Origin of the sequence: Citrobacter tructae, assembly GCF_004684345.1 — a bacterium.
In the GTDB taxonomy this organism is placed as follows: Bacteria; Pseudomonadota; Gammaproteobacteria; order Enterobacterales; family Enterobacteriaceae; genus Citrobacter; species Citrobacter tructae.
This window is the reverse complement of record NZ_CP038469.1, coordinates 4,335,388-4,349,887: the sequence shown is the minus strand read 5'-3', so window position 1 is coordinate 4,349,887 and position 14,500 is coordinate 4,335,388. Positions and strand designations below refer to the sequence as shown.

At 51.2% G+C, this 14,500-nt stretch carries 13 protein-coding genes; 4 read left to right on the top strand and 9 right to left on the bottom strand.

Translation table 11 applies throughout. The features are described 5' to 3' along the window. Positions 1-113: 113 nt before the first annotated feature. From E4Z61_RS21480 to E4Z61_RS21460, 5 genes are all read right to left on the bottom strand, one after another. Positions 114-1,112, bottom strand: a complete 999-nt coding sequence (locus E4Z61_RS21480) for a LacI family DNA-binding transcriptional regulator (protein ID WP_135324479.1) — start codon at positions 1,110-1,112, stop codon at positions 114-116. Positions 1,113-1,176: 64 nt separating this feature from the next. After that, a complete protein-coding gene (locus E4Z61_RS21475; RefSeq protein WP_135324478.1) occupies positions 1,177-2,757 on the bottom strand; it encodes an FGGY-family carbohydrate kinase in 1,581 nt (526 codons plus the stop codon). Positions 2,758-2,811: 54 nt separating this feature from the next. Then, on the bottom strand, positions 2,812-3,762 hold the full coding sequence (locus E4Z61_RS21470; RefSeq protein ID WP_135324477.1) for an ABC transporter substrate-binding protein: 951 nt from the start codon (positions 3,760-3,762) through the stop codon (positions 2,812-2,814). Between the two features lie 73 nt (positions 3,763-3,835). Next, positions 3,836-4,819 carry an ABC transporter permease gene (locus E4Z61_RS21465; protein WP_096755882.1) on the bottom strand — a complete coding sequence of 328 codons (984 nt, stop codon included), beginning with the start codon at positions 4,817-4,819 and terminating at the stop codon, positions 3,836-3,838. Between the two features lie 3 nt (positions 4,820-4,822). Next, on the bottom strand, positions 4,823-6,322 hold the full coding sequence (locus E4Z61_RS21460) for a sugar ABC transporter ATP-binding protein (RefSeq protein ID WP_135324476.1): 1,500 nt from the start codon (positions 6,320-6,322) through the stop codon (positions 4,823-4,825). Positions 6,323-6,786: 464 nt separating this feature from the next. On the opposite strand from E4Z61_RS21460, the gene fucI reads away from it, so the two are divergent. From fucI to fucR, 4 genes are all read left to right on the top strand, one after another. Beyond that, positions 6,787-8,562: an L-fucose isomerase gene (fucI, locus tag E4Z61_RS21455; protein ID WP_135324475.1), complete on the top strand. Its 1,776-nt coding sequence runs from the start codon at positions 6,787-6,789 to the stop codon at positions 8,560-8,562. Positions 8,563-8,662: 100 nt separating this feature from the next. Next, positions 8,663-10,081 carry an L-fuculokinase gene (gene fucK / locus E4Z61_RS21450; protein WP_135324474.1) on the top strand — a complete coding sequence of 473 codons (1,419 nt, stop codon included), beginning with the start codon at positions 8,663-8,665 and terminating at the stop codon, positions 10,079-10,081. Between the two features lies 1 nt (position 10,082). Continuing rightward, positions 10,083-10,505: an L-fucose mutarotase gene (gene fucU / locus E4Z61_RS21445; protein ID WP_135324473.1), complete on the top strand. Its 423-nt coding sequence runs from the start codon at positions 10,083-10,085 to the stop codon at positions 10,503-10,505. Positions 10,506-10,562: 57 nt separating this feature from the next. Then, the gene (gene fucR / locus E4Z61_RS21440; RefSeq protein ID WP_135324472.1) at positions 10,563-11,288 is read left to right on the top strand and encodes an L-fucose operon activator; all 726 of its coding nucleotides are present in this window, start codon (positions 10,563-10,565) and stop codon (positions 11,286-11,288) included. Between the two features lie 36 nt (positions 11,289-11,324). Here the strand turns inward: fucR and rlmM are convergent, their stop codons facing one another. The 4 genes from rlmM to E4Z61_RS21420 form a co-directional block, all read right to left on the bottom strand. Continuing rightward, positions 11,325-12,425, bottom strand: coding sequence for a 23S rRNA (cytidine(2498)-2'-O)-methyltransferase RlmM (gene rlmM / locus E4Z61_RS21435; protein ID WP_135324471.1), 1,101 nt, complete (start codon positions 12,423-12,425; stop codon positions 11,325-11,327). Continuing rightward, positions 12,418-12,813 carry a DUF423 domain-containing protein gene (locus E4Z61_RS21430; protein ID WP_005130969.1) on the bottom strand — a complete coding sequence of 132 codons (396 nt, stop codon included), beginning with the start codon at positions 12,811-12,813 and terminating at the stop codon, positions 12,418-12,420. The genes rlmM and E4Z61_RS21430 overlap by 8 nt, the downstream gene beginning before the upstream one ends. An 18-nt stretch (positions 12,814-12,831) precedes the next feature. Further along, the gene (gene gcvA, locus E4Z61_RS21425) at positions 12,832-13,749 is read right to left on the bottom strand and encodes a glycine cleavage system transcriptional regulator GcvA (protein WP_005130970.1); all 918 of its coding nucleotides are present in this window, start codon (positions 13,747-13,749) and stop codon (positions 12,832-12,834) included. Between the two features lie 362 nt (positions 13,750-14,111). Then, on the bottom strand, positions 14,112-14,339 hold the full coding sequence (locus E4Z61_RS21420; protein ID WP_045446955.1) for a YgdI/YgdR family lipoprotein: 228 nt from the start codon (positions 14,337-14,339) through the stop codon (positions 14,112-14,114). Between the last annotated feature and the right edge of the window lie 161 nt (positions 14,340-14,500).

Genomic DNA, 14,500 nt, shown 5'->3' with positions numbered 1-14,500 from the left:
CTCGTCTTGATTGCGAAAATGCAGCCGCAGAGTAAGACGGGTCAGGTTTCAGATATGAGCAGCCACTGAATTTTTATTCAGGTTCAGTAGGCTGATTTATTTTTAAAGCGATATTATTGTTGTCTTACACGCTTAATTAACTTCATCGGAACTTTTACCGTTTCTTTAATCGGCTGGTCTTCAATAGCACTCATCATCATATCGAATGCTTTATCCGCCCAGACGTTTTCATCCTGCTGCATTGACCAGACATTATTGGCGAGGAATCCCAGCATCGGATGTTCATCGAATGTTCCGATATTAATATCAGGAGGAATAACGCCAAAACGATTACGGATAGCGACAACGGCACCTTCCAGCACAGGTAATGACGAGGCGATAAACGCCTGAGGACACCCCTGCTCGCCGATCAATTTCTCCATCAACCGGTAGCCGCCGTCTGGCGTGTTATCCGGACCTTCACGCACCCAGTCTCGATGAAAAATACCATTATTACTCAATGTATTAAGATAACCCTGTAAACGATCGCCAATACTGGGCAGTCCGGTATCGCCGACTAAAAACCAGATCGGCGATTTTCCGGCATCAAACAAACTTTGTGTGAGCTTTTCACCGCCTAAAATATTATGACTTTCTACCAGTGCGTTATCGGTGTACTTAAAATCACGGTCAAGTAATACCATCGGTTTTCTGACCTGGCGTAAATGATGTTGTTGATTTTCGAGTGTTGAAGGAACAATAAAAAGTCCATCAACATTACGCGCAATTAACGCTTTGGTTAATTTATTCTCGTAATCAACATCATCATAAGTACAGCTAATCGTTAACTGATATCCAGAACGACGGCAGCGTTGCTCAAGTTTTTCAGCGAGCGTAGCAAAAAAGACGTTGGAAATATTGGGCACAATCAGCCCCAGCGTATCCGTTTTATTCAGTTTAAGGCTACGCGCTGAATGGTTTATGACATAACCATAACGCTCAACGTATCCTTTAATGCGTGTTTGGGTTTTAACACTGATACGATATTGCTCAGCTTTCCCATTCAGCACTAATCGCACTGTCGTCACCGATAAATTCAGATCGCTGGCTATCTGTTCTACTGTTTTAGCCATTCTATGCCCCAGTTCACATCCAAAACGTCCAGTCACAATAATAAAAGTATTTTAAACATTTGTCTTACTGCATCAGTTGGTTGAGTACCTGCTGCTGACCCCACATGGTCAGATGAACCTGATATTTACGGGCATAATAGTCCTGACGCTTAAGGTTTGCTTTGATCACATCCCCAGGCCGCACCATCGCCTGACAGGCAGCTGGAAAATTCGCCCACGCCCCGCTGGCAACCGCGCCGGTAATTGCCGCGCCCAGCGTCACGGCATCTTCTTCCTGCATCAGATGAATATCGCATCCGGTCGCATCAGCATACTCACGTAGCCACAGCGGATTGTGCGTAGCCCCTCCGCACAGCGTCAGTCGAGAAATGGTGTGTCCATTTTCGCGCATCACTTCCATAATGTGCCGCGTTCCGCAGGCAATCGCCTGCAATGTTGCCAGATACAAGCGGGCAACCTGCCGCTCGCCGCGCTCAAGAGTCAAGCCACATACGCTGCCACGAGCATCCGGTCGGGCACGTGGTGAGCGGTTTCCGTGATGATCGGCCAACACATGCAGCTCGCGCCCCGGCTCGGATTCATGCTCTTCCAGCGCAGCCACCCATTCATTGACCAGCACAATCGGATGACAGTCCCGCGCTTCTGCTTTACCGAACAAATCCGCGCTGGCACCTGACTCCTGAAGCGTCCAGTCAACTAACGCCCCGGCAGCACTTTGCCCACCTTCGGTCAGCCAGTATCCGGGCAACATCGCAGACCAGTACGGCCCCCATACCCCAGGTGTATGAATTTCCTGTTCGCTGCACAGCATATGGCAGTTTGACGTGCCGCTGATCAAGGCCAGCGTTCCTGCGGGCTGAGCACCAGCAAGAGCCACACCACCCGCGTGCGCATCAATCATCCCGCTGGCGACCACAACACGAGTGGTCAGTCCCAACGCCTGCGCCGCGCCAGGGCTGAGCGTGCCAACAGCGGCCCCCGGCGGCAGAATGCGCGACGGGATTTTAATGAGTAAATCCGTTAATTCAACGGCATCGAGCAGGGAGTGACTAAAACGTTGCTCATGCGCCAGATAGTTCCATTTACAGGTCAGGGTACACAGGCCCGCCACATCGCAATCGGTCGCCTTCCAGACCAGAAAGTCCGCCAGATCGTAGAATCGATGCGCGCGCTGCCACGTTGCGGAAAAATGATTCTTCAGCCACAGCACCTTGGGCAGTTCCATTTCAACGCTGACTTCGCCGCCAACATAGCGCAGGGCTGGATCTTGCGTGGCGTTAATGCGTTTAGTCTCTTCTCCTGCGCGATGATCCATCCACATGATGATGTTATGGTCTGGCGATTCGCCAGGTGAAACCGCCAGACCCTGCCCCTGTTCATCGAGGGCAACCAGAGAACAGGTAGCATCGAATCCCAGTGAGCGAATCTCCTCGACGGGAACCCCCGCTGACGACACAGCCCCTCTCACCGCATGACAAACCTGCTGCCAGATTTCGGCGGATGACTGTTCAACCCGCTCCGGGCCGGGCCGAAACTGCGAGATGGGAAATGTCGCAAAGGCCAGTCGCGTGCCGCTGGCATCAAATACACCAGCCCTGACGCTGGCGGAACCGACATCCACACCGAGGAAATATCCACTGCTCATAACCACTCCCTGACGCTGGCTAAAAATGGGGCGAGCGATGTCGCCCCCACGGTCTTATTTTTTACCGAATGGATGTAATAACTTGTCGATTTCCGGTGTATCAATATTCTTCGCGTTAACGAATTTAACCGGGATATCAATCTCTTTCGGAACGGCCTGACCCGACACGGCGGCGTTCAACGTTTTGATACCCTGATAACCAATCTGGTAGGCATCCTGTACCACAAAGCCCTGGATAACGCCGGACTTCAGGAAGGCAATAATCGCCTCGGTGCTGTCAAAACCAATCACCTTTACTTTGCCCTTCAGGTTTTGACTATCAATGGCGTTCGCCACGCCCAGCGTTGAGCCTTCGTTGGTGCCATAGATCCCGGCAATGTCAGGGTTCGCCTGAATCATATCGATGGTTTTATCCATCGCTTTTTGTGGATCCCCGTCGCTGTACTGAACAGGCAGCACCTTAATATCCGGATATTTTTCCTTCATGCGGGCAATAAACCCTTCTGAACGTTCAATCGCGGAAGAGGTACCGGCCACGTGCGCAATAATGCCGACTTTCCCTTTGCTGCCCACTTCAGCGGCGAGCGCATCGGCGGCCTCTGCACCGGCTTTACGGTTATTGGTTGCTACAAAGCTGACCGGGATTTCGGAATTTACGCCAGAGTCAAAGGTTACGACCTTAATACCCCGTGAATTGGCCGTTTCCACCAGCGGTGCAAGGGCATTGGCGTCTAACGCCGCCAGCAGCAGTCCGTTTGGTTTTTGCGCCATTGCGTTTTCAACCAACTGAATCTGCTCAGCAATTTGTGTTTCATCCGCCGGCCCCACATAGCTGGTTTTATCACCCAGCTCTTTCGCCGCCGCTTCCGTCCCCATTTTTACGGTTTGCCAGAATTCATGCTGGAAACCTTTACTGACAACGGGAAGGTTCATATCTTTAGCCAATGCGCTGGATGTCATACAGGCCAGCAGGGATAACGCATAGACAAAATGCCTGGTTTTCATTGTTGTACTCCGTTCTGAGTGAGTCACCCTAAACGTCAGGGTTATGATGCCCCGTGACTTCCGGGAGCGTAAATCAACGAATTTTTTTGCGTAATGTGTCGAGATAAACCGCCGCGATGACCACCACACCCATTGCCACCATCTGCCAGAACTGAGAGACGCCCATCAGGTTGAGGCCATTTTTCAACACACTCATAATGAATGCGCCGATAATCGTACCGCCAATGGTCCCAATCCCGCCCATCAGGCTCGTACCACCAATCACCACTGCGGCAATCGCTTCCAGTTCATATCCCACACCGACCGTTGGCTGACCTGAGTTCAGACGTGAAGCCAGAATAACCCCGGCGATCCCAGTCAGCAGTCCGCAGAAGGCGTAGACGAAAATTTTAACGCGCTGGACTTTAATCCCGGACAGGTGTGCCGCAACTTCATTGCTACCCACGGCATAAACATAGCGACCAATCACCGTTTTCTTCAGGATGTACGCAGCGATCAGCGCCACCACCACCAGGTAAAAGACCGGATAAGGCAGCACGTCGAACAAGCGGCCCTGAGCCAGCATTTTGAAACCAGGATAATCAGCAAAGTAAATCGCACGGCCGTCGGTCATCACCATGTTGATGCCCCTGACGGACATCATCAGGCCCAGCGTGGCAATAAAGGGCGGGATGGTCATTTTGGTGACCAACAGTCCGTTGATATAACCACACAGCCCACCCGCCAACACGCCAGCCAGGATACAAATCGGCAGTGGCAGTCCCAGCGTGGCGCAGATACCCACCGCAACACCGGAAAACGCCACCACGGAGCCAAGAGAAAGGTCGATCCCTGAGGTGATAATGACGAAGGTAACGCCAATCGCCATGATGCCAATGACCGAGGTTTGCAGGGCAATGGTCATAATATTTTCAGTATTAAAGAAAAATGGCGATCCAAAGCTAAAAAATATCACCAGAATAATCAAACTGAAAAGCGGCGCAAGGCGCATTAAAAGTTCTTTGTTAATTTTAATTTTCTTATTATTGCTGTCTGAAGAGGTTACAGAGATAGTCATAAATTAATCCTCTAACGTCGCGTATTGCATGATTTTTTCTTGTGTGGCGTCATCAGAAGCTAACTCACCGGTAATACGGCCACTACGCATAACTAAAATGCGATCGCACATACCCAGCACTTCCGGTAATTCAGAGGAAATCATGATGATTGATTTCCCTTTTGCCACCAGTCGATTCATCAATTCATAAATTTCAAGTTTGGCCCCCACGTCAATGCCGCGCGTAGGCTCATCAAAGATGAGAATATCGGTGTCTTTGCACACCCATCTGGCAATAATAATTTTCTGTTGATTACCGCCACTTAAATTCAACGCGGCCTGCTCAAGGTGTGGCGTTTTAATTCGCAGGGCTTTCACCTGATCCTGGCTAGTTTGTTGACAGCGTTTACTGTCAACATTGCCGTAGCGATCGGAATACTCCGGGTAATTCCCCAGCATAATATTGCGCTCGACGGACAGTCCTAATGCCAGACCTTCTTTTTTTCTGTCCTCAGTTAAATAGCTGATCCCTTGTTTGATTGCATCAGGGATATCTTTAATCACCGTGACGTTGCCGTTAAGCTTAATGGTGCCACTATCGATAGGGTCTGCGCCGAAAATAGCACGCGCCAGTTCAGTACGTCCTGCCCCCATCAGACCGGCAAAACCTAAAATCTCCCCTTGATGCAGGGTGAAGTCGATGTTGTTCAGTACCCCTTTACGCGTCAGGCCGCTCACCTCCAGCACCGGTTTATGCTGAGACAAGGGTTCACGACGCGGATAGATATTACCGAGGTCACGCCCAACCATCATGGCTATCAGATCACTAATTTTCACCGCATCATAATCGACGGTAGCAATAAACTGGCCATCTCGCATAACGGTAGCGCGATCGGCAATCAACGCCAACTCTTCCAGACGGTGCGAGATATAGACAATGCCGGTACCCTGCTCTTTGAGCAAACGGGTAACCTGAAATAAACTGTCGATCTCCGTTTCCGTCAGCGCTGCCGTCGGTTCATCCATAATAAGAATTTTGGCATTCACCGATATGGCTTTAGCAATCTCAACCATTTGTTGTTGAGCGACGGTAAGATCGGCAACCAGCGTGTCTGGCGCAATATTCAGGTTCAATTTTTGCAAAATATCGATAGCAGCCTGGCGCTGTTGTTTCTCGTCGAGGCGCCAACGGTTATTTTTGCAAAATTCCCTGCCAATAAAGATATTGTCTTCAACCGTTAACTCAGGAAACAGATTAAATTCCTGGTGAATAATTGTAATCCCGGCTTTTTGCGCACTTAGCGGGTTTGCGAATGAAACTGATTGATCTTCAAAAATAATATTTCCTTCATCCGGTTGATAGACCCCGGACAAAATTTTCATCAAGGTGGACTTTCCCGCGCCATTTTCGCCAAGCAGTGCGTGAACTTCCCCTTTACGTAAAGCAAAATCCACATTACTCAACGCTAATACGCCGGGAAAACGTTTCGTAATATGGCTCATCTGTAAAAATGTTTCGGACATTGCTGATTTCCTCAATATACAGAAACTACAGTCGGTAAATCAGGCGAAAACAGCGTTGCCAGGGAGCCATCGTCACCGTTAATGCAAATACTGCCTAAAATCGTAGATACGTTTTATCGTTTTCGCTAACTCGAGTTAGCAATTGCCTTTTAAAGCTATTTTAGCTGCAAAAAATAACCAAATCATTTGGTTTAAAACTGTGACGATGAACAGACAATTTATTGTATATCATTAATTAAAAAGGAAATTACCTTAAATCCCCGCATTTATTTATTTGATGTAGATCGAATTTTAACCACTTCTCGTGAGGCCTCTCACAGTTTCACAACAAAAAAGTTGTGCAAAAAACTCTCTAATACCTAAGCTAACTCGAGTTAGCAAAAATAAAAAATTCAGCCAACTGCGGCAGTGGTGTCCTACATCCGCTTCAGCAGCACGGCATAAAGTGAGATGAGGAACCTCGAATGAAAAAAATCAGTTTACCGAAAATCGGTATTCGTCCGGTGATTGATGGGCGTCGCATGGGTGTACGCGAGTCGCTTGAAGAACAAACCATGAATATGGCGAAAGCCACTGCCGCACTTATCACCGAGAAACTTCGTCATGCCTGCGGCGCGCAGATTGAATGCGTGATTGCAGACACCTGCATTGCCGGGATGGCTGAATCCGCAGCCTGCGAAGAAAAATTCAGTAGCCAGAACGTGGGCGTGACGATCACCGTGACCCCGTGCTGGTGCTACGGCAGTGAAACCATCGACATGGACCCCATGCGCCCGAAAGCCATCTGGGGCTTCAACGGCACGGAACGTCCTGGCGCCGTTTATCTCGCCGCCGCGCTGGCTGCGCATAACCAAAAAGGGCTTCCTGCCTTCTCGATTTACGGCCATGACGTGCAGGATGCGGGTGACACCACCATCCCTGCCGATGTTGAAGAAAAACTGCTGCGCTTTAGCCGTGCGGGCTTAGCCGTTGCCAGCATGAAAGGCAAAAGCTATCTGTCCGTGGGCGGTGTTTCTATGGGTATTGCAGGATCCATCGTCGATCATAACTTCTTTGAATCCTGGCTGGGGATGAAAGTTCAGCCGGTTGATATGACCGAACTGCGTCGTCGTATTGATCAAAAAATCTATGATGAAGCTGAGCTGGAGATTGCGCTGGCGTGGGCGGACAAAAACTTCCGCTACGGCGAAGATCAGAATGCGCAGCAGTACAAGCGCAACGAAGAGCAAAGCCGCGCCGTGCTGAAAGAAAGCCTGCTGATGGCGATGTGCATCCGCGACATGATGCAGGGTAACAAGACGCTGGCTGAAAAAGGTCTGGTCGAAGAGTCGCTGGGCTACAATGCGATTGCCGCAGGCTTCCAGGGCCAGCGTCACTGGACCGATCAATACCCGAACGGTGACACCGCCGAAGCCCTGTTGAATAGCTCATTTGACTGGAATGGCGTGCGCGCGCCGTATGTAGTCGCCACCGAAAATGACAGCCTGAACGGCGTGGCAATGCTGTTTGGCCGCCAGCTTACCGGTACGGCGCAAGTCTTTGCCGATGTGCGCACCTACTGGTCGCCAGAAGCGGTTCAACGTGTCACGGGACAACCGCTGACCGGCCTTGCTGAGCACGGTATTATCCACTTGATCAACTCCGGATCTGCGGCGCTGGACGGCTCCTGTAAGCAACGCGACAGCGATGGCAAACCCACCATGAAACCGCATTGGGAAATCTCGCAACAAGAAGCGGATGATTGCCTGGCAGCAACCGAATGGTGCCCGGCTATTCATGAATACTTCCGCGGCGGCGGCTACTCCTCCCGCTTCCTGACCGAAGGCGGCGTGCCATTCACCATGACCCGCATCAATATCATCAAAGGTCTGGGACCGGTGCTGCAAATAGCCGAAGGCTGGAGCGTGGAATTACCGAAAAATATGCACGATCAGCTCGATGCACGCACCAACTCGACCTGGCCGACCACCTGGTTCGCCCCACGCTTAACCGGTAAAGGCCCGTTCAGCGATGTCTATTCGGTGATGGCTAACTGGGGTGCGAACCACGGTGTGCTGACGATTGGTCACGTTGGCGCAGACTTTATTACCCTCGCCGCCATGCTGCGTATTCCGGTGTGTATGCACAACGTGGAAGAAGAGAAAATCTATCGTCCTTCTGCCTGGGCGGCGCACGGTATGGACAGCGAAGGTCAGGATTACCGTGCCTGCCAGAACTATGGCCCACTGTATAAGCGTTAATACGGCTCTGCCCGGTGGCGCAAACTTACCTGGCCTGCAACTGTGCAGTTTGTAGGCCGGATAAGCACCGCGCCATCAGGCGACGTTTTGGGAAGAGATTATGAAACAAGAGGTAATCCTGGTCCTCGACTGCGGGGCAACTAACGTACGGGCGATTGCCGTTGATCGTCAGGGAAAAATCGTTGCCCGCGCCTCAACGCCCAATGCCAGTGATATCGCCGCAGAAAATAGTACCTGGCATCAGTGGTCGCTGGATGCCATTTTGCAACGCTTTGCCGACTGCTGCCAACGCCTCTCATCTGAACTGACCACCTGCCATATTCGTGGAATTACCGTCACCACATTTGGCGTGGACGGCGCGCTGGTTGATGAACACGGCACGCTGCTTTATCCGGTGATCAGCTGGAAATGCCCGCGCACCGCCGCCGTGATGGCCAATATCAGCCGCCTGATGACGCCACAGCAGTTACAGGACATCTCCGGCGTCGGCGCTTTCAGCTTCAATACCCTGTACAAACTGGTATGGCTCAAAGAGAACCATCCGCAATTACTGGAACGGGCGCACGCCTGGCTGTTTATCTCGTCACTTCTCAACCACCGCTTAACCGGCGAATTCACGACGGATATCACCATGGCGGGCACCAGCCAATTGCTGGATATCCATCAGCGGGAGTTCAGCGCCGATATTTTGCAGGCTGCCGGCATACCACGCCGCCTGTTTCCACGTATCGTCGAAGCAGGCGAGCAGGTTGGGACGTTGCAAAACACCGCAGCAAAACAACTCGGACTGCCGACGGGCATTCCAGTGATTTCCGCCGGGCACGATACGCAGTTCGCCCTCTTTGGCGCAGGTGCGCAGCCGGACGAACCGGTGCTCTCTTCCGGCACATGGGAAATTTTAATGGTACGCAGCGCGCAGGTGAATACCCCACTGCTGAGTCAGTATTCCGGTTCCACCTGCGAACTGGACGGTCAGGCCGGGCTGTACAACCCCGGAATGCAATGGCTGGCTTCCGGCGTCCTCGAATGGGTACGCAAGCTACTGTGGACTGCCGATACGCCATGGCAAACGCTTATCGATGAGGCACAGGCCATTCCGGCAGGGGCTGATGGGGTAAAAATGCAGTGCGATCTGCTCGGCGGTGCAAGCGCGGGCTGGCAAGGCGTTACGCTCAATAGCACCCGAGGGCACTTTTATCGTGCGGCGCTGGAAGGCCTCACTCAACAGCTGCGGCAAAATCTACACACGCTGGAAACCATCGGTCACTTCCAGGCGACAGAGCTGCTGCTGGTTGGCGGAGGAAGTCGCAACGCGCTGTGGAATCAGATTAAATCGAACGTTCTGGGTATTCCCATTAAAGTGCTGGATGACGCCGAAACCACCGTCGCCGGTGCAGCGATGTTTGCCTGGTCAGGTATTGGCGAATTTACCTCACCGGAGCAGGCGCGCGCGCAGGTACATTACCAGTACCGCCACTTCTATCCGCAAACCGAATCCGAACTCACAGGAGTCGAGTGACATGCTAAAAACGATTTCCCCTTTAATTTCTCCCGACCTGCTGAAAGTGCTGGCTGAAATGGGCCACGGTGATGAAATAATCTTTTCTGATGCCCATTTTCCCGCGCACAGCATGGGGCCACAGGTGATCCGCGCCGACGGTCTGCAGGTCAGCGACCTGCTACAGGCGATTATTCCGTTGTTTGAACTGGACAGCTACGCCCCACCGCTGGTGATGATGGCCCCCGTTGAAGGGGATTCGCTCGACCCAACCGTCGAAGCGCGTTATCGCGATGCACTCTCTTTGCAAGCTGGCGGCCCTGATATCACACGCATCGATCGCTATGCGTTTTACGAGCGGGCGCAAAAAGCATTCGCTGTCGTTATCACCGGAGAGCGAGCAAAGTACGGAAATATTCTTTTGAAAAAAGGCGTAACGCCGTAATCTCTGATCGGGATGCCCGTCCGGTGCGGGCATTCATCCAATGATGAGGATCGGACTATGAAAGCGGCACGCCAGCAGGCAATAGTAGACTTGCTCATTCACCATCAAAGCCTGACTACCGAAGCCTTGTCTTTGCAGCTTAACGTCAGCAAAGAGACAATACGCCGCGATCTCAGTGAGCTACAAACGCAAGGAAAAGTGCTGCGCCACCACGGATGTGCCAGGGTGATTCAGCGGGAAATCCAGAACAGCGGCGACCCGTTTCACATTCGACGGAATAGCCATCATGCGCATAAAGCCGATGTCGCCCGGGAAGCGCTGACATGGATAGAAGAAGGCATGGTGATCGCCTTAGACGCCAGCTCAACCTGCTGGTACCTGGCCCGACAGCTACCGGATATCAACATTCAGGTGTTTACCAACAGTCAGCCCATTTGCCAGGAGCTTGGCAAACGCGCACATATTCAACTCATTTGCTCTGGCGGCAGGCTGGAGCGTAAAGACGGTTGCTACGTTAATCCGTCGCTCATTTCTCAGTTGAAACCACTCGACATCGACCTGTTTATTTTTTCCTGTGCCGGGATCGACAGCAGCGGCACACTTTGGGATTCCAGTGCCATCAATGCTGAGTTCAAATCAATCCTGCTCAAGCGTTCATCACAGTCTTTATTGTTGATTGATAAGAGTAAAATTAATCGTTCAGGAGAGGCGCAGATTGGGCATCTGGAGGAAGTGACGTATGTTATTTCGGGTGAACAACAGACTGATGGTGCGGTAATGTAGGCCGGAGAAGCGTATACGCCATCCGGCCTGGATGCCTTATCGCTCGTCGCGACGACCACCGACAGCAGCCCACAGACGGCGCACGTGCACGGTGACTTCTTCGCGATCATGATACAACTGACGCGCCTGAATCTGCGCATTGATGTTATGTTCGTCCAGCTGTGCCTGAATATAGGCCAGGTTTTGCGACACTTCTTCGTAGCGCTTCTTCATGGGCAGTTTGAGATTGAAAATCGTCTCACGACACCAGCCATTGACCAGCCACTGCGCCATCAGCGCGGCAACCTTCGCAGGTTTCTCCACCATATCGCAGACCATCCAAGAAATGTTGTTGCGATTCGGTCGGTACTTAAATCCATCTTCACGCAGCCAGGTGACCTGCCCGGTATCCATCAGGCTTTGCGCCATCGGACCATTGTCCACGGAATAAACCCACATGTTGCGTTTGACCAGCTGATAGGTCCAGCCACCAGGACATGCGCCTAAATCCACCGCATACATGCCGTTTGCCAGGCGCTCATCCCATTCATCGGCAGGGATAAATACATGCAGCGCTTCTTCCAGCTTCAGCGTTGAGCGGCTCGGCGCATCAGCCGGGAACTTCAGACGCGGAATGCCCATGTAAAATGGCGAGTTGTTATCAGGCCAGGAATAGCCGGTGTAACAGCAGCCAGGTGCAATAAAGAAGACATGGACTACCGGGCGCTTTGGCGTCTCGTATTTTGCCAGCACGCCCGCTTCACGCAGCGCCGCGCGCAGCGGCACAGTAAATTTGCGGCAAAACTTCACCAGCTCTTTGCTTTCATTGGTGTCGGCCACTTCTACGCGCAGATCGCCGCCCTTCTCCACCACGCCCTGCAACATGCCGACAATCGGCGTAATGCGGTCTTCCGGCGGTAAATATTGCAGCAACTCGCCGACAACAAACATCTGGCGGGCAAAAATCAGTGAACTGAACGGCAGCTCTTTTACCAGCTTTTCAGCATCACCTTGTTGATAGCACTCATACGTCACGTATCCCGCATTGTCTTTCACGCGGGCAAAACCAAAAATTTCCCGACGCGTTGCTTTATCCGTAATTTCTGCGGCGCACTCTTTTTCAAATCCCGGGCGACACAACAATACAACCTTATTCATGGCTAACGCCCTTACGTTTCAATCGAATAGCACCCACTAACATCAGCGCCCAACCTACCAGGAAGCTGAAACCGCCGACAGGGGTAACAAACGCCCACAGGCGTAAATGAGACAGCGCGAGGCAATACAGGCTGCCGCTAAACAGCACGGTACCTAATGCCAGGAACACGCTACTCCAGTAAAACCAAATGCTGATGCGTCTCTGCATGGCGACGGCCAGGCCAAAAATAGCCAGCGTATGAAACGCCTGATACTCAAGACCGGTCTGGATCCACCCCATTTCAACAACGCCAAGAGTTTTGCTCAGAACATGAGCACCAAACGCGCCCAGAGCGACAAAGATAAAGCCACTTATAGCGGCAAAAATCAGCATAAAACGGCTGGTCATGTTAATACCCTACGTAAATTATTGTTCATAACGAAAGCGGAATTTTTCTTGTTCAGTGGCCGCTTTCGCCAGAATCCACTGACGGAAGGCGGCTATTTTACCCAGTTCTGCCTGACTGTCATGACAAACCAGATAAAACGCGTTCTTACTGACCAGCACATCATTAAAAGGGCAGACCAGACGGCCCGCTTCAATTTCCGATTGCGCCATAACGTTATTGGCCAGCGCAACACCCTGTCCATGGATGGCAGCCTGTAGCACCATGGCGCTATGGCTGAAGATAGGTCCCTGCTGAACGTTAATATGATTCAGACCAAGCTGGCGCGTATAGGCCTGCCAGTCACGGCGTGAAGCATCATGCAATAACGTGTGTTTTGCCAGATCCTCAGGCGTCTTCAGCGGTTTATCACCGGTAAGTAATAGAGGAGAACAGACCGGCAACAGATATTCTGCGTACAATTTTTCTACGCGCAGGCCAGGCCAGTTGCCACGACCATAAAAAATAGCCACGTCAACATCGTCAGCGAGTTTATCTTCCTGACGGTCTACCGCCTGGATCCTGACATCTATTCCCGGATAAGCTGAGTTAAAGCTAGAGAGTCTGGGCACCAGCCATTGAATGGCAAAACTGGGCAATAAACTGACGGTAAGCGCACCTTTTGCACTGCGTGCCTGAAGTTTACGCGTCGCATCGGTTAATTGCGAAAAAATCTCTTTGATGTCGAGGAAGTAACTTTGGCCTTCTTCCGTCAACAGAAGAGATCGATTGCGTCGACGGAACAGCTTCAGCCCAAGGAAATCCTCGAGTGACTTGATTTGGTGACTTACTGCGGCCTGCGTCACAAAAAGCTCTTCTGCTGCGCGAGTAAAGCTCAAATGACGCGCTGCGGCATCAAAAACACGTAACGCATTTAAGGGTGGTAATCGTTTTGACATGACTTTTAGGCTTTGATGTTAAATGAATTTAACAGTTATCTAACAGGCTGTAACCTATTAGTTTTTTTAATCTGAGCCATTATAAATTGTCCGTTGAGGTTCTACCAGCAAATACCTATAGTGGCGGCACTTCCTGAAGCCGGAACGAAAAGTTTTATCGGAATGCGTGTTCTGGTGAGCTTTTGGCTTACGGTTGTGATGTTGTGTTGTTGTGTTTGCAATTGGTCTGCGATTCAGACCATGGTAGCAAAGCTACCCTTTTTCACTTCCTGTACATTTACCCTGTCTGTCCATAGTGATTAATGTAGCACCGCCAACTTGCGGTGCTTTTTTTTGTCTGCATTTTATCAATGGCCGACCGGCTATTTCTCCAGTTCTACCATCTCTTTCACATCGGTACGGTTAATCTGCTGTTTGTTGCCGTTAGCGTCCTTGTACGAAATCATTCCCGTCTCATTATCGGTCTTTGGCTTACCGTCAGACACGATCGACCGACCATCATTGGTGTGCATCACGTAATTCGAACCAGAACAGGCGCTCAGGGCAAAAGTCAGCATACATGCAGAGATAATTGCGGCAGTCTTTTTCATATTTTTCTCCTTAAAGCGATTTATGCTAAATAAAACGAATTTCATAACAGGCAAAAATACTCACCTAACACTATTTAGCATAAGCCACTGTTCTGACTTTACCAGGATATCCAGAGGATTCTGATAGTTAGCCTCCCCTTGTGTCTGCGCTCTTTTTGCGC